The 25325-nt window shown below is 54.3% G+C and carries 27 protein-coding genes; 13 read left to right on the top strand and 14 right to left on the bottom strand.

Going from position 1 to position 25325, the window contains the following annotated elements:
• Positions 1-4: 4 nt before the first annotated feature.
• The 3 genes from pyrR (at position 5) to sppA (ending at position 3567) form a co-directional block, all read left to right on the top strand.
• Positions 5-550, top strand: coding sequence for a bifunctional pyr operon transcriptional regulator/uracil phosphoribosyltransferase PyrR (gene pyrR / locus JJD41_RS14770; protein WP_200667715.1), 546 nt, complete (start codon positions 5-7; stop codon positions 548-550).
• A 92-nt stretch (positions 551-642) separates the two neighbouring features.
• On the top strand, positions 643-1686 hold the full coding sequence (gene fni / locus JJD41_RS14765; protein WP_370583852.1) for a type 2 isopentenyl-diphosphate Delta-isomerase: 1044 nt from the start codon (positions 643-645) through the stop codon (positions 1684-1686).
• Positions 1687-1740: 54 nt separating this feature from the next.
• Positions 1741-3567 carry a signal peptide peptidase SppA gene (sppA, locus tag JJD41_RS14760; protein WP_200667713.1) on the top strand — a complete coding sequence of 609 codons (1827 nt, stop codon included), beginning with the start codon at positions 1741-1743 and terminating at the stop codon, positions 3565-3567.
• Here the strand turns inward: sppA and JJD41_RS14755 are convergent.
• Complete coding sequence (locus JJD41_RS14755) at positions 3553-4239, bottom strand: helix-turn-helix transcriptional regulator (protein WP_200667711.1); 687 nt, start codon at positions 4237-4239, stop codon at positions 3553-3555. The two genes, sppA and JJD41_RS14755, sit on opposite strands and share 15 nt — an antisense overlap.
• A 100-nt stretch (positions 4240-4339) precedes the next feature.
• On the opposite strand from JJD41_RS14755, the gene JJD41_RS25385 reads away from it, so the two are divergent.
• Positions 4340-4474, top strand: a complete 135-nt coding sequence (locus JJD41_RS25385) for a hypothetical protein (RefSeq protein ID WP_255547328.1) — start codon at positions 4340-4342, stop codon at positions 4472-4474.
• A gap of 139 nt (positions 4475-4613) precedes the next feature.
• On the opposite strand, the gene JJD41_RS14750 is transcribed toward JJD41_RS25385, so the two are convergent.
• The 8 genes from JJD41_RS14750 to JJD41_RS14710 all read right to left on the bottom strand — a co-directional run bounded on the left by JJD41_RS14750 (position 4614) and on the right by JJD41_RS14710 (position 13250).
• On the bottom strand, positions 4614-5312 hold the full coding sequence (locus JJD41_RS14750) for a GDYXXLXY domain-containing protein (RefSeq protein ID WP_200667709.1): 699 nt from the start codon (positions 5310-5312) through the stop codon (positions 4614-4616).
• Positions 5313-5629: 317 nt separating this feature from the next.
• Entirely contained in the window at positions 5630-7147 is a 1518-nt protein-coding gene (locus JJD41_RS25745) for an N-acetylmuramoyl-L-alanine amidase family protein (protein ID WP_370583851.1), read from the bottom strand.
• A 183-nt stretch (positions 7148-7330) separates the two neighbouring features.
• The gene (locus JJD41_RS14735; RefSeq protein WP_370583850.1) at positions 7331-9265 is read right to left on the bottom strand and encodes an N-acetylmuramoyl-L-alanine amidase; all 1935 of its coding nucleotides are present in this window, start codon (positions 9263-9265) and stop codon (positions 7331-7333) included.
• Between the two features lie 567 nt (positions 9266-9832).
• Positions 9833-11275: a serine/threonine protein kinase gene (locus JJD41_RS14730; protein WP_200667703.1), complete on the bottom strand. Its 1443-nt coding sequence runs from the start codon at positions 11273-11275 to the stop codon at positions 9833-9835.
• Between the two features lie 188 nt (positions 11276-11463).
• Positions 11464-11982, bottom strand: coding sequence for an NAD(P)H-quinone oxidoreductase subunit J (locus JJD41_RS14725; protein ID WP_168571458.1), 519 nt, complete (start codon positions 11980-11982; stop codon positions 11464-11466).
• Positions 11975-12709 carry a photosynthetic/respiratory NAD(P)H-quinone oxidoreductase subunit K gene (ndhK, locus tag JJD41_RS14720; RefSeq protein ID WP_200667702.1) on the bottom strand — a complete coding sequence of 245 codons (735 nt, stop codon included), beginning with the start codon at positions 12707-12709 and terminating at the stop codon, positions 11975-11977. Before ndhK ends, JJD41_RS14725 begins: the two co-directional genes overlap by 8 nt.
• Positions 12700-13062 carry a photosynthetic/respiratory NAD(P)H-quinone oxidoreductase subunit C gene (gene ndhC / locus JJD41_RS14715; protein ID WP_168571460.1) on the bottom strand — a complete coding sequence of 121 codons (363 nt, stop codon included), beginning with the start codon at positions 13060-13062 and terminating at the stop codon, positions 12700-12702. Before ndhC ends, ndhK begins: the two co-directional genes overlap by 10 nt.
• Before the next feature lie 50 nt (positions 13063-13112).
• On the bottom strand, positions 13113-13250 hold the full coding sequence (locus JJD41_RS14710; protein WP_200667694.1) for a hypothetical protein: 138 nt from the start codon (positions 13248-13250) through the stop codon (positions 13113-13115).
• A gap of 142 nt (positions 13251-13392) precedes the next feature.
• On the opposite strand from JJD41_RS14710, the gene JJD41_RS14705 reads away from it, so the two are divergent.
• The 6 genes from JJD41_RS14705 to JJD41_RS14680 all read left to right on the top strand — a co-directional run bounded on the left by JJD41_RS14705 (position 13393) and on the right by JJD41_RS14680 (position 15812).
• Positions 13393-13728: a rubredoxin gene (locus JJD41_RS14705; protein ID WP_168571462.1), complete on the top strand. Its 336-nt coding sequence runs from the start codon at positions 13393-13395 to the stop codon at positions 13726-13728.
• Between the two features lie 58 nt (positions 13729-13786).
• Entirely contained in the window at positions 13787-14791 is a 1005-nt protein-coding gene (locus JJD41_RS14700) for a photosynthesis system II assembly factor Ycf48 (protein WP_200667692.1), read from the top strand.
• Between the two features lie 294 nt (positions 14792-15085).
• Positions 15086-15334, top strand: coding sequence for a cytochrome b559 subunit alpha (gene psbE, locus JJD41_RS14695; RefSeq protein ID WP_168571463.1), 249 nt, complete (start codon positions 15086-15088; stop codon positions 15332-15334).
• A gap of 20 nt (positions 15335-15354) precedes the next feature.
• A complete protein-coding gene (gene psbF, locus JJD41_RS14690) occupies positions 15355-15489 on the top strand; it encodes a cytochrome b559 subunit beta (RefSeq protein ID WP_168571464.1) in 135 nt (44 codons plus the stop codon).
• Between the two features lie 9 nt (positions 15490-15498).
• Complete coding sequence (locus JJD41_RS14685) at positions 15499-15621, top strand: photosystem II reaction center protein L (RefSeq protein ID WP_168571465.1); 123 nt, start codon at positions 15499-15501, stop codon at positions 15619-15621.
• Between the two features lie 71 nt (positions 15622-15692).
• The gene (locus JJD41_RS14680; RefSeq protein ID WP_168571466.1) at positions 15693-15812 is read left to right on the top strand and encodes a photosystem II reaction center protein J; all 120 of its coding nucleotides are present in this window, start codon (positions 15693-15695) and stop codon (positions 15810-15812) included.
• 81 nt (positions 15813-15893) lie between these two features.
• Here JJD41_RS14680 and JJD41_RS14675 read toward each other — a convergent pair whose 3' ends face one another.
• From JJD41_RS14675 to pedR, 4 genes are all read right to left on the bottom strand, one after another.
• Complete coding sequence (locus JJD41_RS14675; protein WP_200667690.1) at positions 15894-18047, bottom strand: hypothetical protein; 2154 nt, start codon at positions 18045-18047, stop codon at positions 15894-15896.
• 143 nt (positions 18048-18190) lie between these two features.
• Positions 18191-19462 (bottom strand): histidine--tRNA ligase, encoded by a 1272-nt coding sequence (hisS, locus tag JJD41_RS14670; RefSeq protein WP_200667688.1) that lies wholly within the window; start codon positions 19460-19462, stop codon positions 18191-18193.
• A 127-nt stretch (positions 19463-19589) separates the two neighbouring features.
• A complete protein-coding gene (locus JJD41_RS14665; RefSeq protein WP_200667686.1) occupies positions 19590-19856 on the bottom strand; it encodes an acyltransferase in 267 nt (88 codons plus the stop codon).
• Between the two features lie 18 nt (positions 19857-19874).
• Entirely contained in the window at positions 19875-20186 is a 312-nt protein-coding gene (gene pedR / locus JJD41_RS14660; protein WP_200667684.1) for a photosynthetic electron transport-dependent transcriptional regulator PedR, read from the bottom strand.
• A gap of 282 nt (positions 20187-20468) precedes the next feature.
• On the opposite strand from pedR, the gene JJD41_RS14655 reads away from it, so the two are divergent.
• The 3 genes from JJD41_RS14655 (at position 20469) to JJD41_RS14645 (ending at position 22525) form a co-directional block, all read left to right on the top strand.
• Positions 20469-20897, top strand: a complete 429-nt coding sequence (locus JJD41_RS14655; protein ID WP_234488839.1) for a DUF4168 domain-containing protein — start codon at positions 20469-20471, stop codon at positions 20895-20897.
• 104 nt (positions 20898-21001) lie between these two features.
• Positions 21002-21979, top strand: coding sequence for a carbohydrate kinase family protein (locus JJD41_RS14650; RefSeq protein WP_200667682.1), 978 nt, complete (start codon positions 21002-21004; stop codon positions 21977-21979).
• Positions 21980-22045: 66 nt separating this feature from the next.
• Positions 22046-22525 (top strand): CYTH domain-containing protein, encoded by a 480-nt coding sequence (locus tag JJD41_RS14645; RefSeq protein ID WP_200667680.1) that lies wholly within the window; start codon positions 22046-22048, stop codon positions 22523-22525.
• 726 nt (positions 22526-23251) lie between these two features.
• Here the strand turns inward: JJD41_RS14645 and acs are convergent.
• Entirely contained in the window at positions 23252-25219 is a 1968-nt protein-coding gene (acs, locus tag JJD41_RS14640) for an acetate--CoA ligase (RefSeq protein ID WP_200667678.1), read from the bottom strand.
• Between the last annotated feature and the right edge of the window lie 106 nt (positions 25220-25325).

The raw sequence follows: 25325 nt of genomic DNA, 5'->3' as shown, positions 1-25325 counted from the left end.
AACTATGTCCCCTAAAATTGTTGAAATTCTTTCAGAAGAAGAGTTACGGCGCACTTTAACCCGGTTGGCCTCTCAAATCGTCGAAAAAGCCGGGGACTTGTCCGATTTAGTCCTCGTCGGCATTTACACGCGCGGGGTGCCTCTGGCCCACTTGCTAGGGGCGCAAATCGAAGCCCTCGAAAATATCAGCGTCCCCGTGGGGGCTTTGGATATTACCTTTTATCGCGACGACCTCGATCGCATCGGAATGCGAACCCCCGCCAAAACCAAGATTCCCTTCGATCTAAGCGGCAAAACGGTGGTCTTGGTCGATGACGTGATTTTTAAAGGACGCACGATCCGCGCCGCCTTAGATGCGATCAACGATTACGGACGTCCTGCGGTCATTCGCCTAGCCGTTTTGGCCGATCGCGGACACCGGGAGTTACCGATTCACCCGGATTTTACCGGGAAATGTCTGCCGACCGCCAAAGAAGAGCAGGTCAAGGTCTACTTAAACGAAATCGACGGTCGCGATGGAATCGAATTGATCGATCGCCAGAATGATTGAGGATTGTCCTCGATCTCCATTCCGCCGCTATTCTAGATCTAGAGTGGGGATTTCTTGTCCACGGTTCACCTTTTTAACTGTAAATATCGATTGTGAATCCTTCTTTGAGTTCGTCTACCCAAACTCAGAACCGCAAAGCCGATCACTTGCGTGTCTGTCTGGAAGAAGACGTGCAGTTTCGCCAGATCGCCACGGGTTTTGAACGTTACCGCTTCGAGCATTGTTGTTTGCCAGAGTTGGATTTCAGTGAAATTGATTTAAAAACGTCCTTTTTGGGCAAATCCCTGAGCGCGCCGTTATTGATTTCTTCGATGACCGGGGGAACGGATTTCGCCAAGACGATCAATACCCGACTGGCGAAAGTGGCGCAGGACTATGGAATCGCGATGGGAGTCGGTTCCCAACGGGTGGCGATCGAAAAGCCGGACGTGGCGGATACATTTGCGGTGCGATCGCACGCCCCGGATATTCTCCTCTTTGCCAATCTCGGAGCAGTTCAGTTAAATTACGCTTACGGGATCGACGAGTGCCGCCGCGCGATCGACTTGCTCGAAGCCGATGCCCTGATTCTGCACCTGAACCCGCTCCAAGAAGCGGTCCAAACCCACGGCGATCGCAATTTTAAAGGATTGCTTGACAAAATCGACAAATTATGCAAAGAACTTCCCGTGCCGATCGTGGCGAAAGAAGTCGGTAACGGCATTTCGGCGAAGATGGCGACTCAATTGCTCGAAGCCGGGGTCGGGGCGATCGACGTCGCCGGGGCTGGGGGGACCTCCTGGGCGAAAGTCGAAGGACAGCGCGCCAAAGATCCGCGCCAGCGTCGGTTAGGCCAGACGTTTGCCGATTGGGGACTGCCGACGGCGGAATGCTTGCAACAGATCCGCGCCTGCCATCAGGAGGTTCCTTTAATTGCGTCCGGGGGATTGCGTAACGGCTTGGATGTGGCCAAGGCGATCGCCCTCGGAGCCGATCTGGCGGGATTGGCGATGCCTTTTTTGCAAGCCGCCTCGGAATCGGAAGCGGCGGTCGCCGAAGTGGTGGAACTGCTGATGGCGGAAGTAGCGACGGTGTTGTTCTGTACGGGAAATGCCAACCTCGAAGGGTTGGAACGATCGCTCGAACGGATTGATTGAAAAATATAGGGGCGATCGCCTCGATCTGCTGACTTTTTACCCCCTCGATTTGATATGCGCGATTTTCTTAAAAATACCTTTGCCAGCATTCTCGGCACCTTAATCGCCCTCGGGATTCTCGGCGGTTTGGGGATTGGCGGCGCGATCGCCCTGATTGCCTTACTCGCCTCTGGAGAGAGCGAACCGGAAGTCGAAAACCAATCCGTTTTGGTGTTCGACCTTTCCATGACCATTACCGATACGCAACCGGAATCGTCCACCGCCGAACTGCTCTCCGATGCGGTCTCCGACGATGACGTTCCCGCAACCATCACCCTGCGCCAAGTCTTAGAAAGCCTCGAAGCCGCCGCCAAAGACGATCGGATCGTGGGGTTGTACTTAGAAGGGAGCAGTAGCGGCAATACGACGGGTTACGCGACCCTCAACGAAGTCAGAAACGCCCTTGAAAAGTTTGCGGGATCGGGCAAACCGATCCTCGCTTACGATCTCGACTGGTCCGAACGGGAATATTACCTCGCTTCCGCCGCTAGCGATCTGGCGATCGACCCCTTGGGGGTGATGGAACTCAACGGTTTGGCGGCGGAAGGGATGTTTGTTGCGGGAGCTTTGGAAAAATACGGCATTCAGGTGCAAGTCACCCGGGTGGGTAAGTACAAATCGGCGGTGGAACCGTTTTTGTTGAAAGAACGCAGTCCGGAAGACGAACAACAGACCCAAAAGTTACTCGGCGACCTCTGGGGTGAGTTTTTACAAGTGTCCAGCCAAACCCGCGAGATCGATCCGACCCAGATCCAGCAATTGGCGAATAGTAAGGGGTTGTTAACGCCACAAGAGGCGAAAAATAGCGGTTTGGTGACGGAATTGGCGGATTACAATACGACGATCGCCAAGCTCAAAGAACTCACGGGAAGTGACGAAGACGATCGCGCGTTCCGTCAGATTCATTTACCGACTTACGCCCAAATTGCCGACGCCAATCGAGACGAAACTTATCGAACCTCGAACAATGAAATTGCGATCGTCTACGCCGAAGGGTCGATCGTTCAAGGGGCCAGCAGTCCCAATCAAATTGGTAGCAGCACGTTGTCGCAACAATTACGCAAACTGCGCCTCAATGAGGAGGTCAAAGCAGTGATTTTGCGCGTCAACAGTCCCGGCGGCGGGGTGACGGCGTCGGAAATTATCGAACGGGAAGTGGCGGCGATCGCCAAAGTTAAGCCGATCGTCGTTTCGATGGGCGATTATGCTGCTTCCGGGGGCTACATGATCTCGACGTCCGCCACGGAAATTCTCGCCCAACCGAATACGGTGACCGGATCGATCGGGATTTTTGGCTTGTTGCCGAATATTCAAGGATTGGCGAACAATAACGGGATTACCTGGGATGTGGTTAAAACGGCGCAGTATGCCAACTTAAATACGATTACTCGTCCGAAAACCCCCCAGGAAATGAATCTCATTCAAAATTTGGTCGATCGCAAATACGATAGTTTTTTAAATTTGGTGGCTCAAACTCGGGAATTACCGAAGGCGAAAGTCGCCGAAATCGCTCAAGGTCGGGTGTGGTCCGGTCGCGAGGCGCAAAAACTCGGTTTGGTCGATCGCCTCGGCGGTTTGGAAGACGCGATCGCCTCGGCGGTGAAGTTAGCCGAACTCGGCGACGATTGGACGTTACAAGACTATCCCAAACCGCGCACCTGGGAGGAAATTTTACTCGATCGCCTTTTCAATTCCGTGCGACGTTCTCCCCGTTCCGGGGTCGTTCCCGACGCCCTCACCCGCGAGTTTGAGAATGTACGCGCGGATTTACAAAGTTTACAAGGCTTGAACGACCCGATCGGCGTTTACGCCCGTCTTCCGTTGAATTTACGTTTCGATTGAGGGTCGCTTTGGGTTGAGGGCGATCGCGTAAGCACATCGGCGATCGCCTTCCATGATATGTTCTACCCGTTCGACGCTGACCTCCGGACCGAGCAAGGTTTGAAAAACTTTCATTTCCCAATGGCACAATAATTGACACGTATGCGCTGCGGTCTGAATCGGACAGTGGTTTTCGACCAGTAAAAAGCTGCCGTCGTCTCGGGCGATCGCCCGGGCCATATACCCTTCGCGATCGCGGATTTCGGCTAAATGGCGAACCCGCCGCCCTAACTCGCTTTGGCGGTCGGCGCGTTCGCGATCGTCCTCCCGTTCGGCTAACTCTTGGGAATAGGTCTCGACCTGTTGTTTCGCCCGTTCGGCTAACACTTTTTCTAACGCCGACGCCCCAAAAAGTTTCTCGACATTGTGCAGCATATCGACCATTAAATCGTCATGGGCGTTCGGGAAAAGATCGGCGGATCGTTCGGTTAATTGCCACAGTTTTACCGGACGTCCTAAAGGTCGGCGATCTTCTTCGTAAGTAACTTGGGCGTAGGCTTTCAGGTTTTGCAAGTGCTGGCGAATCGCCATTGGCGAAACTTGCAATTGTTCGGCTAACTCTGCCGCACTTTGCGGACCGTACATTTTCAAAAGGTAAAGGATTTGATGTTTGGCTTTTTGTTTTTCCTCCATCACCGAAAACTCGCTTTATCTTTGAATTTAACTGACACTCTTGGGGGATTTTAGATGTTAGATGTTAGGTTTTAAATTTAGGGGATTTTGAGACATTAAAGTGCCTGTTTTACTGACTCGCACTGGTTCTCTTTCGGCGATCGCCGTCTTCGAGTTCGCGACGAGAACTTCTAGGGATGCGTTCCTCTACGAGCGATCGCGCCCGGTTTCGATTCCGGTTTGCACTCCCTTGTGAGATTTACCACCACCGAATCTTTTCCATTGTAACAAATTGTCAAATTTCGCAAGTTTGGGAGAAATTACACTATTTTTGTTGAAAAAGCTACAGTATTATTCTCCCGATGGCGATCGCGACCAAGATCGGCGCGAGATGCTTAAAACTGATACTTTTTGCCGAGTACCCACAAACTCACGGGAATCGCTTTTCCCGCGCGATCGACTTTCACTTCTACGACAAATGAGTGCGTTTGCTCTTCAGATTCAGCTTCCGCAAGCTCGATTTGATTTTGACGCTGCTGTTGTTGCGCTTCCCAAATCGCTTGATTGAGTTCGTCCCGTTGCGCTTCCGGAAAATAAAACGTTTCCAAACCGTATTCAACCCCGTTCCAATTCGCATCCCCTTTAATCGCAAGGCGATCGCCTGTTAAATTGTCCGGGAGTTGCGGACTGACCGCTACGGGTTGCCACGGCGCCGGGGGCTGACCTTCCACCTCTTGTGGCGGTTCTAAAATGACGTAAATATCCGTCCCCTGTTCGATATTTTTCGCCAGCAAATCGCATTCGGAATCGGTATCGTTCCCCGGATCGGGACAGGGAATCGGTTCCCCGGGAATATCCCCCCAACCGGGGAGGGTTTTGAGGGTATCAAATTCGGAAATTTGATAGCGCAACGTTTGAGAATAACCGCGCAGCAAATCGTAAGGATCCACGGGAACGGTTTCTAAAACAAGATTCGACCCGGTAGCGAGAACGTAAATCGACCGGGCGGGAATCGTAACGAGGACGACGGTTTGGACGAGTAAAGGAATCCAAAATCGCCACTTTGAAATGGATTGTTCGGATTCGGAAGTCATTGAATTTTAGATTTTAGATTTTATCGTTATTCTTAATAACTTTGGGTCGATGGGCGGTGGATAAGTTTGTTAGCTATACGGGAATCAAGGTAGGGGCGAAAACTTTTTCGCTCCTACCTTGTTGTCTGAAAATAAAAAGTAGATCGCTCAATTCAGTCGATCTTTTACGCTTAGAGCAGTTTTCGCTGTTGTGTACTACATTTCGATCCCCCTAAATCCCCCTTAAAAGAGGGGTTGGGGGGATAAGGGGGGTTGGGGGGATCTTTGCCTCTTGTACCTCATGACAGCGCCAATTGCTGTAGAGCAAATAAACAAGTTTAACGCCGATCGCGAACGTAGTTGAGAATGCCGCGCGCGATCGCCTCCGCCATGCGCGATCGTTGTGCCGCATCGGCCAAAATGCGCGAGTCGTCGCGTCCGGTGACAAACCCGGTTTCGACCAACACCGCAGGCATTCGCGTATGGCGCAGCACGTAAAAACGAGCCTGTTTCACACCCCGATTGGGCATGGTACTGAAACTCTGAATCATGCTGTTTTGAATATACCCTGCCAGCTCGCGCCCGCTCGAATAGTAAAAGGTTTCGAGACCGTTGACTTCCGGACGTTTTCCGGCGACAGCGTTGGCGTGAATGCTGACAAACAAATCGGCATTCACCCGATTCGCCAGTTGGGTTCGCGGCGCCAAATCCAGGGTGCGATCGTCCTGGCGAGTCATGACCACCGTGACCCCATTTTGTTCTAAAATCTGGGCGACTTGTTCGGAAATATCGAGAACCACATCTTTCTCTTGCAACCCACCGATGCCGACCGCACCGGGGTCGCGTCCGCCATGTCCGGGATCGATAACAATCGCCAATCGGGTTTGAGGAACCTGGGGGACACTGCTGGGTTTTTCGGCAGGGGGAGCGGTGGGAATGGGGGGACGATTGTTGGCATTGGGTAAATTCGAGGGCGTAGGGCCGCGACTCAACTGCAAGGAGATTTCGCGATCGCCGTTCTGAGTAATATTGCCAATTTGCGCTCCGGCGGCGGGCAGAATGCGGATCGCCACGGTTTCGGGATCTTCTTGACTGCCGCGCACCCACAGGACCGGAGAATCGGAATTCGGGCGCGTCAGACTGCCTTGCCATGCGAGTTCGGCGGAATAAATCGTCAGCATGTAGGCGGAAGTATGGCGGTCCCAATTACTGGTATAGGCGATCGGGCCGTCGGCTTTGATGGTGACGCGGGAACCGTCCTCACTCAACTCGACGCCTTCGATACGGATTAATCCCGATTGACCCCGGGCCAAACCCGGAGGGGCGGATCCTTCGGGCCACACCAAGACCTGGCCGGATCCGTTGCTGCGAGCCTGCCAGTTGGGGGCAGAGTCGTCCAAGCTGAGGGTTACCCGGGTCATCGGCGGCGTACTCGACAGTTGGATGACCTGGAGGCGTTCGACGCCCCAGCGTTCGACGCTGAGGGTGCGGCGGGCCAGTTCTGGGGAGAGACTGACCCCGGGCAGGTCGATGCTCACCCACGAGCGATCGCTGCTGGGTTTGAGGTCGAATTGGGCTTGTTGACCTCGGGTGTGGAGGATAAAACCTTCGTCTTTGATTTCGATGTCTTCGAGCAGGGTAGCGGCTCCGGTAGCGGCGATCGCGCGATCGCCGGACTCAGCCGTGGAGTAATCCTGCTCGGGGCGATCGAACCCATCGGAGAGGGAATGGGGATGGGCGTGAGCGGGACTGCTCAAGAGTAAAGCACCGAGTAGACCGAGCCACAGGTTTCGATGGGGTAGATGGGATTTGCGGGCGAGTTGAGACATGGGCAAGTAATGAGTCGGTGAAATCACCTTCTTTAGGAATCGGTAAGGAACGATAGGGACGACGGAATTGAGTAATTTTGGGATTTCGCGGCGATCGCCCTTGGCAACCTACGGAACCCTCAAGCGGCGGCTCCCCGGATCGATTCCGTGCAGTTTAGCACGGGAGCCAAGCTGGCAAATTCGGGCAGTCGAAGGGACGCCGTGGGAAAATCAGCCATTATCGCGGATGTAGTTGAGGATCCCGCGAGCGATCGCCTCCGCCATGCGCGATCGCTCTCCCGAATCCGCTAACATGCGCGCGTCGTCGCGTCCGGTGACAAACCCGGTTTCGACCAATACCGCAGGCATCCGCGTGTGACGCAACACGTAGAACCGCGCCCGACGCACGCCGCGATCGTTGACATTTAAAGAATTGAGAATACTGCTGTGAATATAATCGGCCAATCGCCGACCGCTTTCGTAATAGTAAGTCTCGATCCCATTCACATCCGGGCGACTCATATTAATCGCGTTGGCGTGAATGCTGACAAATAAATTGGCATTGATGCGATTCGCCAATTGGGTTCGCGGCGCCAGGTCGATTTCGCGATCGTCGTTGCGGCTCATAATCGCGCTGACCCCATTTTGTTCGAGGATTTGCGCCACCTGACGAGAAATATCGATGACGACATCTTTTTCGCGCAAGCCGCCAATCCCGATCGCCCCGGGATCGCCGCCCCCATGTCCCGCATCGATCACCACCACCATTCGTCCGTTCGTCGGGCGCGGCGTCGGTGCGGGGGTATTGTTCGGTACGGGTAACGGCGCGGAGTTATTCGGCGAAGGGACGGCGATCGCCACGTTATCCCCTTGAGACGTCATCCGGTTCGGCTGCAAGCTCAAGGCAAGTTGTTGGGAATTGTTGCCTTGTTCGACTTGGCCGATTTGAACTCCCGCCCCCGGTAACAAGCGGATGACGACGGTCTGGGCATCTTGCTGAGTAGCTTTAATCCACAACACCGAAGGATTATTTTCCGGGCGAGTCACTTTGACGCCGTCGCCCAAGCGTGCGGAATATAAGGTTAATTTATACGCGGACGTTTCCGGATCCCACCCATTTTCGTAAGAGATCGGCCCGTCGGCGTCGATGAGCAATTCGGTGCCGTTATTTTTCAGCTCGATCGCGTTGACGGTGACGGGTTCGCGATTGGCGGCAGTGAGGCTCGGGGGTGGGCTTCCCTTGGGCCAGAGGGCGATCGCCCCGGAATCGTTGCTGCGAACTTGCCAGTCGCTGGCGTTCTCGTTCAAACTCAGAATGATGCGGGTCAGAGGTTGGGGCGAGGAAGTCACTTCCATCACTTGCACGCGATCGACGCCCCAGCGATCGACATTGAGCAAACGCGGCGACAGTTCCGACGAAACCGCCACCCCAGGCAGGTCGAGACTGATCCAGTTGCGATCGCCTCTCGCATTGAGGTTGAATTGCGGTTTTTCCCCCCGAGTCTGCAAGACGAAACCATCGTCGGTGATTTCGATCCCTTCGAGCAAGGTGGGGGCGCCATTGTTGGCGGCGATCGCCGTTCCTGAATGGCCCTCGGTCGTCGAAGCTGTAGGAATTTCGTTCAATCGTTGCGGTTCGGGCAGTTGTACGGTCCACTGACTCGGCGAGATCCCTTGAAATTGAACTTGGCGCGGATCGAGGGTGTAACCGTGCGCCAGTTCGACCACAATGCGAGTGGTATTGGGATTGAACTGTCCGACGCGAATCTCGCGAATGTTGCCGCCGACCGATTCGCTAAAACTCGGGCGTCCCAAGGTGGTTCCGGGTAAGTCGATCGCCAGCCGGGTAGGATTCGCTAAGAGCTGGGCTTGGGGCTGAACCCCGGAAGCGGTCGTAAATGAGAGGCGATCGCTGTCGGCGTCGAACCGCCACGAGAGCAGTCGCGCCGCTTCGGCGGGAGTCGCCATTAGAAAGGCACCGACCAGACCGGGGAGTAACCACCGCGCCACGATGCCTGTCTTCCTGAGTTGGTTGTGAGTGTTGAGCAAACCAATACCTCGGGTCACCGTTTTAATATCCAGTAAACGACTGTCTGTCCTTACAACCTGATGGCTCTGGCGTTTGCCCGGTCTCGGCTCGGACTCGGGTTGTGCCGGACCTGTCAAGATCCACCGCTACGGGAGAGGCTCGATCCTCCATCGGGTGGCCTCGCTTGCGATCGCGCTCCTATTTTTCAATTAATAAATTGATTGGAGCTTTCGGGAATCGAGGGGGTCGGCTGTTGTAGTTGAGAAGAGGATCGATCGCCCAAGTGGGTTAAAGGTCCTGAGTGGCCGCATCGGAGGAATCGAGGTGGAGCGCTAGGATCGCACCGGGAGGTTCCTCGGTCGGGCTTCTAGGATAGTACGACTTGCCTCAACTCCAATCCGGATGGAGTCTCGCGATCGGGGGAGAGTTCGGGTCAGCCGATCGCGGCGCCCTCCAGATGCACCCTAGAGGGTATTGACTCTCGCTCTGGCGATTGGGTTCAAAATCCGGGAGCGGTTTGCCAGTCCGCGCCAGTATTGCCCTTCGCGATCGCTCCCATCGAGCGCTGTTTGTAGATTGACCCCAAATTTGAAACAGGTTGTTATAGTTCGATACAAAACTTGACAATCATATCATGTCCGATCGCGCGGCGATCGGCAAGATTGGCGATGCCCCCGAGGGGGGGATCGCGGTTCGACGACGGCTTAGGGTTCAGTTTCCGAAGGGTCGATCTCCAACCAGTCGCGAATCTCTTTCGCTAAGCCGAGACATTCTTGTTCGCTCAATTTACGACCGGATTGACCGAAATAATATTCGCCGATCGCCTCGTCGGGCGATCGCGTCAGGAGTTCGACGCCCATCACGAAACGGCGATTGTCGTAAAAAATCGAGACCTCTTCAATTTCGGACAAGACGCCGGACTCGGTGCGATAGTTCAATCCGAGACGTTTGTGCTGGATCTCGAACCGATCGCGATCGCGATCGAGCAGCACTTGAGTTCCCTCGAAATAATCGCTAAAACTGGCAAACAGGGCCACGAAAATCAATAGGGGAAAAACCCCCACGGCGACCTGCAACAGCAGGGAGAGCAAGGTCAGCAACCCAATCCCGATCAGGATGTAAACCAGCAGTTGGGCGGCGACGTCGGAGGCGCTGAGGCTTTCTTGTAGGGAGGCGATCGCGCTTTCGATCGTTTCTTTCACTCGGTCGATCGCCGTTTTGCCCCATTTCATGATTTTCAATCCCGGTTCGGGGATGTGAATCGCCAGTTGACGCTGGGATTCTTTGAGGTGAATTTCGGTTAAATTCGACCAATCGATCGCCCCCGGGGTGTAGGCAGCGATCGCCCCGGGAGTTTCTAAAGCGGCGATCGCCTCTTGGGTACTGCCCAAACGGCGGTCTAACTGCGGTTCGACCAGCATTTCCAGCCAGTCCAAGAACGTCGGCGACAGGGTGCGACTGACGCGATCGCGAAAATCGAGGCGTAAATCTTTCTGGAGCAATTCGGCGGGAGCAATCCCCACGAGTAAATGAATCAGGGTGGCGCCGAGGGCGTAGAGATCGGACGCCGGAACTGCCTGTCCGCCAAATTGTTCTAAAGGGGTATAGCCGTAAGTCCCGACCACCGTAAAGCTGCTGCCTTCAATGGCGGCCCGGTCTTGCACCGCCCCGAAATCGACTAAATAAACGGCCTCGTTCTCGCCGAGGATAATATTGCTCGGTTTGATGTCGCGATGGAGGACGGGGGGATTGAGTTGGTGCAAGTAGCTGAGAATGTCGAGGACGGCGATCGCGATTTCGCGCACTTGAGTTTCGCTGAACTTTTTGCCGCGATCGAGTAATTCCATCAACGAGGCCCCGGGGATGTAGTCTTGAACTAGGGCCGACCACAAGCGATTTTCATCCAGGAAAAAATAGTCCCGATAGCGGGGGATGCGCGGGTGGTCGAGATTTTGCAAGACCTTGGCTTCGCGCTCGAATAATTTAAGGGCTTCCCATTGTTTCGAGCCTCCCCACACCAGCAATTTGACCACGACCGAATCGGAAGAGTGCAAATCTTCGGCCAGCCAGGTTTGGCGTCCGGGATTGTCGCTCAACGGCTGTTTGAGTTGGTAGCGTTCTTGTAAGACCGACTCGGGTTCTAACATAGGGCGATCGCCTCGGGCCGACCCGCGAAGCGCATTCCGGCGCGATCGTTCCGGGATGGGGGGCGCTCCAGTGGATTCGGTATTCTCCTTTCAGTTTAGCCAGATTTGCCGCCAAAAAACGAGGGGGACACGCCGTTACGTTCCCCCTGTTAGCGGGCTTGGGATGGGCTTGGCTGTAGGCACGCCAGTTAATAAGCGTCTTGTAATTCGTAAAAGTCCGGGGAGATGTAGTCCTTACGCAAGGGCCAGCCGATCCAATCTTCCGGCATCAGAATTCGCTTGAGGTTGGGATGACCTTCGTAGATGATGCCGTACATGTCGTAGGACTCGCGTTCTTGGAAGTCGGCAGCTTTCCAGATCCAGTACACCGAGGGAACGCGGGGGTCTTCCCGGGGGAGAAAGACTTTAATGCGGACTTCTTCCGGGCGATCGGCGTCGTCACTCACCTTGATTAAGTGATACATGCTCACTAACGGTTGTCCCGGACCGGGATCGTAGCCGCACTGGCATTGCAGGTAGTTGAAGCCGTAGGCATACAAGGCCGTGGCGAGGGGAAGCAGATATTGCGGTTCGACCTTGACGATTTCGACGCCGAGACTATCCGGTTCCATCGCTTCATGCTCGAAACCGTTTTCGGTGAGCCATGCGGAGATTTTACCGCCTCGGACGATTTGTTGTTCTTCTTGTTCTTTTTCTTCTTCAGGCACGGCTTTTCTCCTTCTGACTGGCCTTGAGTGCAGGAGGGACGGGCATTCCCATCGCTTCGGTCAATTCTTGGGGCGGGGTTTGGCGCAAGGCCGATTGCAGGTACTCGCCCGTGAGGATGGGTTCGGTGGTTTGCATCCCGTGCTTGATGCTGTAGAAGCGGTGAGTTTGTTTGAGTTGGCCGCGTTCTTGCATCGACTCGTTGGAGATTTTTTTCCGCAGTTTGATAATCGCATCGATAATCGCTTCCGGACGGGGGGGACAGCCGGGGATGTAGACATCGACGGGGATGAGTTTATCGACGCCGCGCACCGCGCTGTGAGAATCGACGCTGAACATGCCTCCGGTAATCGTGCAGGCGCCCATGGCGATTACGTATTTGGGTTCGGGCATTTGTTCGTACAGACGCACGAGAGCCGGGGCGTATTTCATGGTGATCGTGCCTGCGGTGATCAGTAAGTCCGCTTGGCGCGGGCTCGAACGGGGTACGAGACCGAAGCGGTCGAAGTCGAAGCGCGAGCCGATCAGGGCGGCGAATTCGATGAAACAGCAGGCGGTTCCGTAGAGGAGCGGCCACAAACTGGACAGGCGCGCCCAGTTGTACAGGTCATCGACAGTGGTGAGGATGACGTTTTCCGAAAGTTCTTGGGTAACTTGCGGGCGCTCGATCGGATTGATGATTTGGCGATCGGAATCGCTGAATTTGGGCAAGTTAGAGTCTAAGACCATTCTAAAGCTCCTTTACGCCAGGCATAAACTAGAGCAATAACGAGAATTGCTATAAAAATCAGGGCTTCTATAAAGGCTAACAGTCCCAATCGATGGAAAGCGACAGCCCAGGGGTAGAGAAAGACGGTTTCGACGTCGAAGACGACGAAGACCAGGGCGAACATGTAGTAACGAATGTTGAATTGAATCCACGCTCCACCGATCGGTTCGACACCGGATTCGTAGGTGGTGACACGTTCGGGGTAACCGCCTCTGGCCCGCAACAAGGCCGAGGCACCCAGGGCGATCGCCGGGACTAGGCTGCACACTAAGAGGAAGCCTAGAAAATACTCGTAGCCGCTCAGGACAAACACGATAAATAACGGAATAGATAGTGGACAATCAGACGCAATCGTTTACATTTTTACACGATCCGGGGAATCGCCGCTAAAGCGATCGCCGGATTTATTCGTTTTTGCGGCTGCGATCGGGTGCGATCGCCCCGTCTGAGGTGGATATTTTGAATTCTGATAGTAAAGATAACGGTCAGTTGATGGCTCAAATGAGGGTGGGATCGAGGTTTACGCCGATCGCGTCCGAAACCGGGGTGAAATCTTTCGAGGGGGAGAACCGTTTTCCTTTATAATCTGTAACATAGATTTTAATCTTAGCGATCCCCTTGCCCACTTTGTACGAAGCAAGCCATGAGTAGCGAAGAAGCGGTTGAATCTCAACAGCTAGACCGTTATGAGTGCCGCGCCTGCGGCTACGTTTACGAACCGGAAAAGGGCGACAGTCGGAAGGCGACTGCCGGAACGCCGTTCGACGAACTACCGATAAGCTGGCGCTGTCCCGTTTGTGGGGCGAAACCGTCGGCGTTCCAAAACATCGGCCCCAAAGAAGGAGCCTCCGGCTTTAAGGAAAACTACAGTTATGGGTTGGGAGTCAATACCCTCACCGCAGGTCAAAAAAGCTTGCTGATTTTCAGCGCCTTGGGGTTGGCGGTTTTATTTTTTCTCAGCCTCTACGGCTTAAAATAAGCGGCGCGATCGCGCGATCGCCCGATAGATTTTGAGAACGACAAAGATTAAAAAGGTGATGGACTCCATCGTGAAATTTTGGAAACGACTCGTTCCCTTACTCGCACTCGTCTTGCTGTGCGTGGGGTGTAGTAACGTTCCGTCCTTGAGTTACAACCCCTGGGAGACGATCGAGTTGCCGACCGAGGCGAACTTGATCGGTATTGGTTTCGGCGACGATCTCGAACACGGATGGGTTGTCGGGGCGAATGCTACCCTGTTGGAAACCACCGACGGCGGGGAAACCTGGGAACCGAAAACCCTCAAGCTCGACAGTGACAACTACCGCTTTAACTCGGTCAGTTTCAAAGGACGAGAGGGGTGGATCGTCGGCGAACCCGCCTTGTTGTTGCATACGGAAGATGACGGTCAAACCTGGGAACAGATCAAACTCAGTGAGAAGTTACCCGGTCAGCCGAATAAAATTCTCGCCCTCGGCCCGCAAACCGCAGAAATGACCACCGATGTCGGCGCGATCTACCGTACCGAGGACGCCGGAAAACACTGGAGTGCGTTGGTCGAGCAGTCCGTCGGGGTGATTCGCAACCTCGAACGGGCGCCGGACGGCAAGTATATCGCCGTTTCTGCGAAAGGAAACTTTTATTCCACCTGGGAGCCCGGTCAAAAGTCTTGGGTCGGACACAACCGCAACAGTTCGCGCCGAATTCAGAATATGGGATTTACGGAAGACGGACGGTTGTGGATGCTCGCCCGAGGCGGTCAAATTCAGTTTAGCGAATCCGCGACGGGAGAAGAGTGGCAAGAGCCGATCTATCCGGAGTTTTCGACCAGTTGGGGTTTGCTCGATTTGGCGTACCGCACCCCGGATGAGATTTGGGTGAGCGGGGGCAGTGGTAATTTACTGTGTAGTTTAGATGGCGGTCAAACCTGGAAAAAAGACCGGGAAGTGGAACAAGTGCCGTCTAATTTTTACAAGATTGTATTTCTCGATCGCGATCGCGGATTTATTATCGGACAACGCGGTATTCTCTTAAAATATCGAGGACAACCAGAAGCGGCCTAAATTTTGGCTCCATTGCTCTCAAAGCTAATAGGAAACAAGACTGAGCCGGGGTTGTCCCCTCGCGTCGATTACTTGTGAGTATTTCTCAAGTTTCGTATCATAATAACCAATGAGTTCGCAGCGATCGCCGTCGATTTGTCGCCGATTCGTCGCGTCATTCTCTGTCGATTCCGATCGGATTGCTCGGAGAACGGACGCCGAACTCGACAAATGCAAGAACCGAGGATCGCCAAGGGGTTGGCGATCGATGTAAACTCTCCCCATCATTCGCTGTTGTAGTTAGGAGGAACGTCCATGTCAGGCTCTACTGGAGAGCGTCCGTTTTCAGATATTATTACCAGTATTCGCTACTGGGTCATTCACAGTATCACCATCCCCGCTTTATTTATTGCCGGGTGGCTGTTTGTCAGTACGGGGTTAGCGTATGACGTTTTTGGTACGCCCCGACCCAATGAATACTTCACTCAAGACCGTCAAGAATTGCCCGTGGTTCAAGGTCGCTTTGAGTCGAAGCAAGAAATCCAAAAATACATTGGCAATTAGTTGAGAGGAGGTAGGAGATCGTGACCAGTAACAATCCCAACGAACCCATTTCTTATCCGATTTTTACCGTCCGTTGGTTGGCGGTTCATACCCTCGCCGTTCCCACAGTCTTTTTCCTGGGAGCGATCGCGGCAATGCAATTTATTCAACGATAGAAGCGAACCATGCCAACTCGTAATCCAAATCCCAATAAGCAACCTGTTGAATTAAACCGGACTTCCCTGTATCTGGGTTTGCTGTTGATTTTCGTTTTGGGCATCCTCTTCTCCAGTTATTTCTTTAACTAAGCGAGAAGTTTTGGAGCGATCGACTGGTTTTTAAACGAGTCTGTTTTGTATTGAATAGAGAGGTAAAAGCTGTGTCTGGATCTGGTCGTATTCCCCTTTGGGTCATTGCAACGGTTGCCGGAACGGGTATTCTGGTGGTTTTAGGTCTGTTTTTCTACGGAGCTTACGCCGGAGTCGGCTCTTCTTTGTAAAAACCGATCGCTAAGTCTATCCCACTACACCCAAAAAACCGCCTTTCTCCAATAGATGGGCGGTTTTTTAGTGGGGTAGAGCTACTCGCCATCGAGGGGAAGGCGGGGCGGTTCCGGGGGTAAAACCCGACGTTCGAGAACGACTTTGTGACTTTCGCGGTCGGTTTGGACTTCGACGGCGATCGCCTCAAACTGGACTTCCAAACAACCGTAAGGAACCAATACCTCCGTCGTCGCAAATTTATCGCCCGATCCCGACGGCCAAAATTCAACCACCCAATGGGGGCCGTCTAAAATTTCGCGAGTTTGGCGATCTTCCAACCATAACTTGACGTACAAGCGGGGCACGATATCCGGTAAGCGCAACGTCACCTTCACCGGACGTCCGGAAACCAGTTCTTTCTGATAGATCTCGATCGTCGGCGTGGGAACGGGTTCGTCTTCCGCCAACACCATACCTGCCGGGATTTCCACGGTGCGATCGCCCCGTCCGGACGGGGGAAGGACCGGGGTGAGGGCCGAGGAACTCGGATCCGGGGTCATTTCCTCCTCGTCGATCACGATTTCGCTGGCTTCCCAATCGGGTTCCTCACCGACCGTCGCCTCCTCCCCATCGAGATCCCCCGTTTCCGTCACGAGGCTTTCGCCGCCACCGTGCCCTTGAGAACGGGATAAATTCGTCTCCAACCATTCCGACAGTTCCGCATCGTTCGCCAAGGCGTTGAGACGGGAGAAAAAGCGGTCTTCCAGGTTCAAAGATGCGAAAGCGCGATCGACCCGGGATTGAGGGGGTACGGGTTCGGGGGCAACTTCGGGCTGTCGTTCCTCTGGGGTTTCCGTTGGTGGGGTCGCTTGCGCGCCGTTCTCGGCGATCTCGGATCGGGTCTGTTCTGGGTCTGCGCTGCCGTCCTCGGACTCCGGCGCCGGGGTGGCGGCAGCTCGATCCTCGCGATCTCCCGGTGGGGGGGGCGCGGGGGGTGGCGGTGCGGGCGATCGCCCGAAACTGGGCAAATCCAGGGGTTTTTTCGCCCGAGGCGGACTCGCCGGACTCGGCGGCGCCAGTTGGGGCGGTAGTACCGGATGGTTCGACGGTTGGAACGAGATCGGCTGACTTTTAGAGATCGTCTCGATCAACTCCTCGAACGACTGCCCGAGAACTTCGGCATTGCGTCTGAGGAGGGCTTCTTGGGAATACTCTAAAACCTCTTCCGCTTCCATTTCCAGGGGAAGGGTGCCGAGCAAGTCGTATAAATCGGCGGTAATCGTCAGGGAACGACTGGCAAGTTCCCGGGGGGTGTCTTCAGCTTCGCCGCCTCGGGTATCGTAAAGCTTGACTTCCCCTAAGACGAGGTGAGTGTCGCATTTGCGCGGGATGGTGAGGGCGCAAGCAAAGGAAAACGGCAGCGATCGCGTGGTGAGGTCTTCGCGACGTTCGACCACCACAGTTCCGGTTTGGGGGTTGCGTAACTCGACGTAGAGGACGACGCCATCGAGGGGGGAGCGATCGCCGGGATCGACCCCTTCGATGCGCCCGCCGAGGGTAAATTCACTTCCCCACCGGACTGTTTGGGTTTCGCGATCGAGACTCAAACGCAACAAAAGCGGCGCCACCGGGGAAGAAATCGGGCGATCGCCTGTCGGTAAGGATTTCTCCGAGGGAGCGGTTTTCGGGGTCGGTTCGGTCGGGGCTGCCGGGGGTGCGGGACTCGCCGTTGCGGAGGCGACCGCTTCGACGACGATCTCCTCCGATGGCGGTTCGGGGGTGGGTGGCGTTTCCGGGGTTTCGGCGTCGGCGGCGATCGCGCGATCGACTGCCGAATCTTCCGGATCCGAAGGTTCTGCCGCGTCTACACTCGGGCTGGGGGTCGGGTCTGGGGTCATTTCGACATCGACCGCCAAGACATCGAGCACCACACTCTGGTGAAAGGGTTTGCCGTCGGCGGGCAGTTCTTCGCCAATACAACTGAGTTCCCACAGGCCCGGTTTGAGGCGGGTAAAGGGAATGACGACGATCGCCCCTTCTTCGTTGGTGCGACCTTTGCGTTTCTGCACCCGGCGTTTCGGTGGGAATTCCTCCATGCAGTGGTAGGTGACCCGGATTTCGACGGGGCTGTTTTTGTGGCTGGAACGGGCCACCACGCGATAGCGACCTTCTAGAATTTCTACGTCGGCAGTTTCTAGAGGCAGCCAAGAGCGATCGCCCTCTTTCTGAATCAGAAATTCCCAATATTCCATCGGTTGCGAACTCGTTCGGGCCTGAGTTGTTGCGAAGCTTTTGTAGACAGTCTAGCTCAGCTCGGGAAATCTGCGCGGCGGCGATCGCCTTCGATCGGTTGCGGGAGGGAGTCGGGAGGGACTCGGGCGATCGCCGCGTGGGTTCAGCGATCTAATTGACCGCGCAGTTGTTCGATTTTGTCGAATAAATCGGCGCGGGCGATCGCCTCTTGTTCTCCGGTGGCGAGCCATTTGAGCTGGACCCGGTCTTGGGCGACTTCCTCGTCGCCGAGAATCAAGCAGGCTTTGGCGCCACTGCGATCGGCCCGTTTGAACTGTTTGCCGAAGGCGCTGCCGCTCAAATCGAGTTCGGCGCTCAAGCCATGCTGGCGCAGTTGACAGGCGAGCTGGAGGGCGACGGCTTCGGCCCTAGCTCCGCGCGAGACGATATAGAAATCGAGGGCGGTTTCGACGGCGCCACCGAGTTGTTGCAGCAGCAGGATCAACCGTTCGACCCCCATCGCCCAACCGACGGCGGGGGTGGACGGACCGCCGAGTTCGGCGACGAGTCCGTCGTAGCGACCGCCGCCGCAGACGGTGGCTTGGGCGCCTAAGTCGTCGGAGATGATTTCAAAGGCGGTATGGGTGTAGTAGTCGAGTCCGCGTACCAGGCGGTGGTTGAGTTGGTAGGGGATGCCCAAATCGGCGAGCAGTTGCTGCACGCGATCGAAGTGCTGGCGGGAGCGATCGCCCAAATGCTCGAAGATCTTGGGGGCGTCGGCGGCAATTTCTTGGGTGCGCCGATCTTTGCTGTCGAGGATTCGCAAGGGATTGCGGGTCAGGCGATCTTGGGAATCCGGGTCTAACTCTGCCCGATAGGGGGTGAGATAATCGACGAGGGCTTGACGGTAGCGCTGGCGGTCTTCGAGGTCGCCGACGGAGTTGAGGTCGAGGTGGAGGTTTTGCAGGCCCAAGCGCTGTAGGATGTCGTGGGCGATCGCGATCGTCTCGACATCGGCGCGGGGGTCGTCGCTGCCTAGCACTTCGACGCCGATTTGATGAAATTGGCGCTGTCGTCCGGCTTGCGGGCGTTCGTAGCGGAACATCGGCCCGGCGTACCACAAGCGTTGGACGCCCCCGGCGGCTTGGAGTTTGTTTTGGATGTAGGCGCGCACGACTCCGGCGGTGCCTTCCGGTCGCAGGGTAATCGAGCGATCGCCGCGATCGCTGAAGGTGTACATTTCTTTGCCGACGACATCCGTGGCTTCGCCGATCCCGCGTTCGAACAGCTCGGTTTGCTCGAAAATTGGCGTGCGAATTTCAGCATACCCCGCTTTGGCGAGGCGATCGCTCGCAATGGCTTCGATCTGTTGCCAGTAGCCGATCTCGTCGGCCAGAATATCCCGCGTTCCTCTTAATGCTTGAATTTGACCCATGCTGAGTTTGACGTTAACTGACAATTAGGGGCGGATGGATGGCGCGATCGCCTTGAGGATCTCTCCAAAAAAAGGAGGCGCTACGATGACGCCAACTGAAGCGAAAGCACGCCCGGCGCCTTTCGACTTAGTTCGCGGCGTAGCGCTGACGATAGTGGTTTAAAATTTGCTCGATCCGTTGGCAAGCGCCTGTTTCGGCTCCTTCGCCAACCCGAATCGACGCGCCCCCGATTTGGCTGCGCTCGTAATCGAAATCTGGAGCGGTTTGGGGGATTAAATCCACTTCAACCCCTCCGATTTGCTCCAAATGAGCCGCCAGTTCTCGATAGACGGCTAAGGGCATTCCGGGAATTTTACAGGCGAATTGAGTGGTTTCCAACCCTCGTTTCCTCATCTGGTTGATTGATATTGATTAACCCAGTCCTTCTAGATTGCGATCGTCGCGATCTGGTTCGAGGTTTTGGGCTTCTGGAGTGGGTAAGGTACAACAATTGACGTCGTTAATGCAAACTTTTCCCGATTGCAAAGCCCACCGTACCAGGGCCACTCTATTGCTGGTTCCCGTTTTGGTCAGGATGTTGCTGATATGGTTGTCTACCGTGCGCTTGCTAATTTCTAGCTCTTCTGCAATCTCCTGGTTGGTCAAGCCAGCAGCTACCAGTTCGATGACTTGTATTTCGCGCTCGGAAAGGGATGCATTACTCTGAGACTCGCCGCCAGCCATAATGAATTCCTATCTCTGTATATCTACCTATATTGTAATGATTCTAATAGAATCTTGCTCAAAACTAATTTTTAGTTATGGCTGGTTTGGGGTTGCGATCGCCCATCGGCCACGACCAAAATTGTCGATTCCCACAAGTTGACGGCCAGGAATGACCCGATCGCCGACGTTGACGAAACCAATCCACAGCAGCATATACCATAAAAAATGAGAATAGTCAAATCTTTAAAACGTGCAATCCAGTGTTTTTTTGAAGGTCGAAGCCTTCGAGTCGCGCCAATTTTGGGGTGGGTTGCCGCGATCGCCGCGACGCTCTTGTTTATGGGCGGCGACGGCGCGATCGCCCAAGAATCGGCACCAGAACCTTCGGAGGCGCCCCCGGCGATCGAGGAGCCGTCCGCGACCCCTCCTCCTCTCGATGCGAGTACGATTCCCTCGGCGAAAGTCAGCCAATTCGTCCAAGCTTACGTGCGGGTTTTGGACTTACTCGAACAGCGTCAGGGGGAAGTTAAAGGCGCTGCGAGTCAACTGGAAGCCAAACAGTTAGAAGGAGAAATCGAAGCGCAAGCCCTCGACATTATCGAAGGAGCGGGACTGACCCAACAAGAATATTTACAACTGTTGAGTTTGGCGAATGTGGATCCGGAATTTGGGGAACGGATTGCTAACGGGTTGGAGGAAGCACGGGAAACGGAAACTGGGGAAGAGTGAAACCCTGAAGCGACGAACCGGGGAAAGACTTTAAACGGGGCGAAAAACGCCTATCCTGTAACCTGTAGGCTTGTAATCAATCTAATCAATCAAGGAGGGCGATCGTGAGCGATCCACGTGTTTTGTGTCTGGGTGAAATCTTGTTTGACTGTCTCGCCGACCAAGCGGGAAAAAGTTTGGAAGCGGTCGAATCTTGGACGCCTTATCCTGGGGGGGCGCCTGCCAATGTCGCTTGTGCCCTGGTCAAATTAGGAACTCCTGCGGGATTTGTCGGTTGTGTCGGCGAGGATAAACCGGGAGAAGAGTTAGTTAGTTTGCTCGGGGAAATTGGGGTAGATTGTAGCGGAGTGCAACGGCATTCGAGTGCGCCGACCCGGCAAATTTACGTGTTGCGATCGCCGAGTGGAGACCGCCAGTTTGCCGGATTTGGCGATCGCGCCACCACCGAATTTGCCGATACTTATTTGCAAGCCGATCGCTTACCTCGGGACTTATTTGAAAATGCCGATTTTCTAGTGCTCGGCAGTCTGGAACTGGCGTATCCGGAGACGCGATCGGCCATTTGGCAGGCGATCGCCTGGGCCGAACAATATGATGTCAAAATTATGGTCGATGTCAATCGTCGCGATATGTTTTGGCCCGATCCGAGTGAGTGCAAACCCCTGATTGAAAAACTGATCGAGCATGTCGATTTTCTCAAAATTACCGACGAAGAAGCTCAATGGTTGTTCGGTACTGCTGACGCGGGAGCGATTACTTATCGCATCGGCAATCTCGAAGGGGTTTTAGTCACGGCTGGAGAGAAAGGATGTGCCTATTGTTTGGGCGAAAATGAAGGCAAAGTCCCTGCTTTTTCCGTCGAAGTAGTCGATACGACGGGGGCCGGCGATGGATTTGTCGCCGGGTTCGTCCATCAAATTTGTCAATTTGGGATTCAGCCTTTGGAGGATCCAGAAAAGGCGAAACAAGTGGTGCGTTATGCGAGTGCGGTGGGAGCGTTAACGACGATGAAACCGGGGGCGATCGCCGCTCAACCGACTCACGCCGAAGTAGAAGCCTTTTTAGGCGATCGGTCCGAGTGAAATACTCAAAATAACCAGCAAAATCACCAGGAAAACAGTTAGAACATTTGGCACGGATACGAACTTATGCCGACTGAAATAGAGCGCAAATTTTTACTAAAAAATGAGAGTTGGCGGGCGATGGCAACGGGAACCCTTTACCGTCAGGGGTATATTCCCACCGATCGCGGTCGTTCCGTGCGCGTTCGCATTGTTGGCGATCGCGGTTTTTTAACGATTAAAGGACCGACTGAAGGCAATTCTCGGGCGGAGTTTGAATATCCAATTCCCCTCGAACATGCCCGAACTTTGCTCGATAATTTATGCGATCCTCCCTTAATTGAAAAAATTCGATATCAAATTAAAGTCGGCGATCTCGTCTGGGAAATTGATGAATTTTCTGGAGAAAATGACGGTTTGATCGTTGCTGAAGTCGAATTGACGGACGAAAATCAGGCGATCTCGCTCCCGGATTGGGTCGGTCGAGAAGTATCGGACGATCCGCGTTACTTTAATGTGAATTTAGTGCGCAATCCTTACCGGAATTGGTCGGCTACGGTAGAATGAGCGATCGCGCTTTTCAAATCGGGTAATTACGGTTTGTTCCTGTAAAGAACCCGATTTTATCCTTCTTTTGTCCTGAACTTACAGCACTCGGGCGATCCGATCGGGTACAGTGCCGATCCCCCTATCCCCCCTTCGCCCCCCTTTCAAAGGGGGGTTGGGGGGATTTCGGGGGGAACGAGGAAAGTGGGGGTTTGGTAACCAAACCCCTACCTGGCGAGGGGGATTGAGGGGGATCTAGACGAAAGTCCCCCTTTTTAAGGGGGATTGAGGGGGATCTAAATGTCTTGCATAGCAGAGGAAAATGCTATACCAGGATTTTACCCCCGTTTGACAAGAGAGTTATCCCTCTTCTGTCCCTCTAGGAGAACCCTTGTCTTGACTGAATTCTAAAACTCTTATAAGCTCGGCGATCGCGACGGATTTTCCTAATAAAAACTCAAAAATAAGGTCGCAGCCGCCTAAATGTCTCCCGATCGGGGATACGGCGATCGCGATTTCCGAAAACGACAGAAGAGGGATAACATCAGTTTAAAATCGAAAAAATAGCGATCTTTCTTTGACTTTATCGCGGAAAGATCGCTTTTATTTTACTTGTAAGCTCTGAGTTTAAAAATGCCCTGCTTAAAAAGGGGGACTTGAGCGGACTCCCCCCTTTTTTAAGGGGGTTTGGGGGGATCGTCGATCGCGGCGATCGACCTAGGAAATCCTATCATCGGTGAAAATTAGCTATACATTACGTAATTTATCGAGGACGCTGCGGTCTTCGAGGGTAGAAGTATCGCCAGAGACCTCTTCTCCGGCGGCCAGCGATCGCAGTAAACGCCGGACAATTTTACCCGATCGCGTCTTCGGTAATGCCTCGCAGAACTGAATATCTTCCGGACGGGCGAGGGCGCCGATTTCTTCGACGACTCGATTTTTCAGTTCTTTTTTCAGTTCTTCCGAGGGAACGTAACTGTCTTCTAAGGTAATAAACGCAATAATTTCTTCACCTTTCAGTTCGCTGGGTTTGCCGACGACTGCCGCTTCCGCGACGGCGGGGTGAGAGACTAACGCAGACTCCACCTCCATCGTTCCGAGGCGGTGTCCGGCAACGTTAATCACGTCGTCGATCCGACCCATCACCCACAAATAACCATCGCGATCGCGGCGTGCGCCATCTCCAGTAAAATACATATACTCACCATTTTTAGGGGGAATGTTTTCCCAATACGTGCTGCGGTAACGATCGGGATTTTTATATACCGTGCGAATCATACTCGGCCACGGATATTTGATGACCAAATAGCCCCCTTGATTCTCGCCGACCGGGTTGCCGTCCAAATCGACGACATCGGCAATAATACCGGGGAAGGGGAACGTCGCCGAACCCGGTTTCGTTTTGGTCACGCCGGGTAAGGGAGTAATCATAATCCCCCCGGTTTCCGTTTGCCACCAGGTATCGACAATCGGACAGCGTTCGCCGCCGATGACCCGGTGATACCACATCCAAGCACTGGGGTTGATCGGTTCGCCAACGGTGCCCAACAAGCGCAAGGAGGACAAGTCGCGGGCTTTGGGCAGTTCTTCCCCCATTTTGATGAACAAGCGGATCGCCGTGGGGGCGGTATAAAAGATCGTGACCCGGTGTTTTTCGACTAAATCCCACAAGCAGCCGGGATTCGAGGGTCGCGGGGCGCCTTCGTACATCAAAATGGTGGCGCCGTTGGAAAGCGGACCGTAAACGATGTAGCTGTGTCCGGTAATCCAGCCGACATCGGCGGTACACCAGAAAACATCGTTTTCTTGCAAGTCGAACACCCATTGAGTGGTGATGTGGGTGTACAAGTTGTAGCCGCCCGTGGTGTGGACGACGCCTTTCGGTTTGCCCGTGGTTCCGGAGGTGTAGAGGATGAAGGCGGGGTCTTCGCTGTCCATCGGTTCGGCGGGGCATTGGTCGGAGGCTTCTTCTTGGAGGTCGTCCCACCACAAGTCCCGTCCGGGTTCGATATGAATCGGGTGTCCGGTTCGCCGGACGACGATGACGTGTTCGATGCTGGGAACTTTATCGTCAGCCAGGGCTTTATCGACTTGTTGTTTGAGATGGACGATTTCCTCTTTACGCCAGCCACCATCGGCGGTAATCAGGACTTTGGCGTTGGCGTCGAGGAGGCGGTCTTTGAGGGCTTCGGCACTAAATCCGCCAAAAACGACGGTGTGGGGGGCGCCGATGCGGGCGCAGGCGAGCATGGCGATCGCCGCTTCCGGAATCATGGGCAGATAAATGCCGACCCGATCGCCTTTGCGGACGCCCAAGTGTTTGAGGGCGTTCGCCATCTCACAAACTTCGCGGTGTAATTGGGCGTAAGTGATGATCCGGCAATCTCCCGGTTCTCCTTCCCAAATTAACGCGGGTTTGTCCCGGCGATCGCCGTCTAAATGGCGATCGAGACAGTTGTAGCACAAATTGAGCTGTCCTCCGACAAACCACTGCGCGAATGGAGGCTTCCAGTCGAGAACTTTGTCCCACTTTTTAAACCAATGTAATTCTCGTTCGGCGATCTCGGCCCAGAAGCTTTCCGGATCGCTTCGTGCTTTTTCATAAAGTTCTTGATAAGCTTCCCAGGTTTGAATTCGGGCATTTTTTGAGAAATTTACAGGAGGTGAGAAAAGACGTTCTTCTTGTAAGACGGATTCAATCGTATTTGGAGACATTGTTCTAAATCCAACCCTATGCTAAACAACCGTAAAATCGAAACGTTACCGATCTCGATGGCCGGGATGAGTCGATGCGATTACAGGTTGACAATTGGAAAACAAA

The sequence above is a fragment of the Oxynema mangrovii CENA135 genome (assembly GCF_016632315.1).
In the GTDB taxonomy this organism is placed as follows: Bacteria; Cyanobacteriota; Cyanobacteriia; order Cyanobacteriales; family Laspinemataceae; genus Oxynema; species Oxynema aestuarii.
Note: the sequence above shows the minus strand (reverse complement) of the source record. Positions and strands in the feature narration are given on the sequence as shown.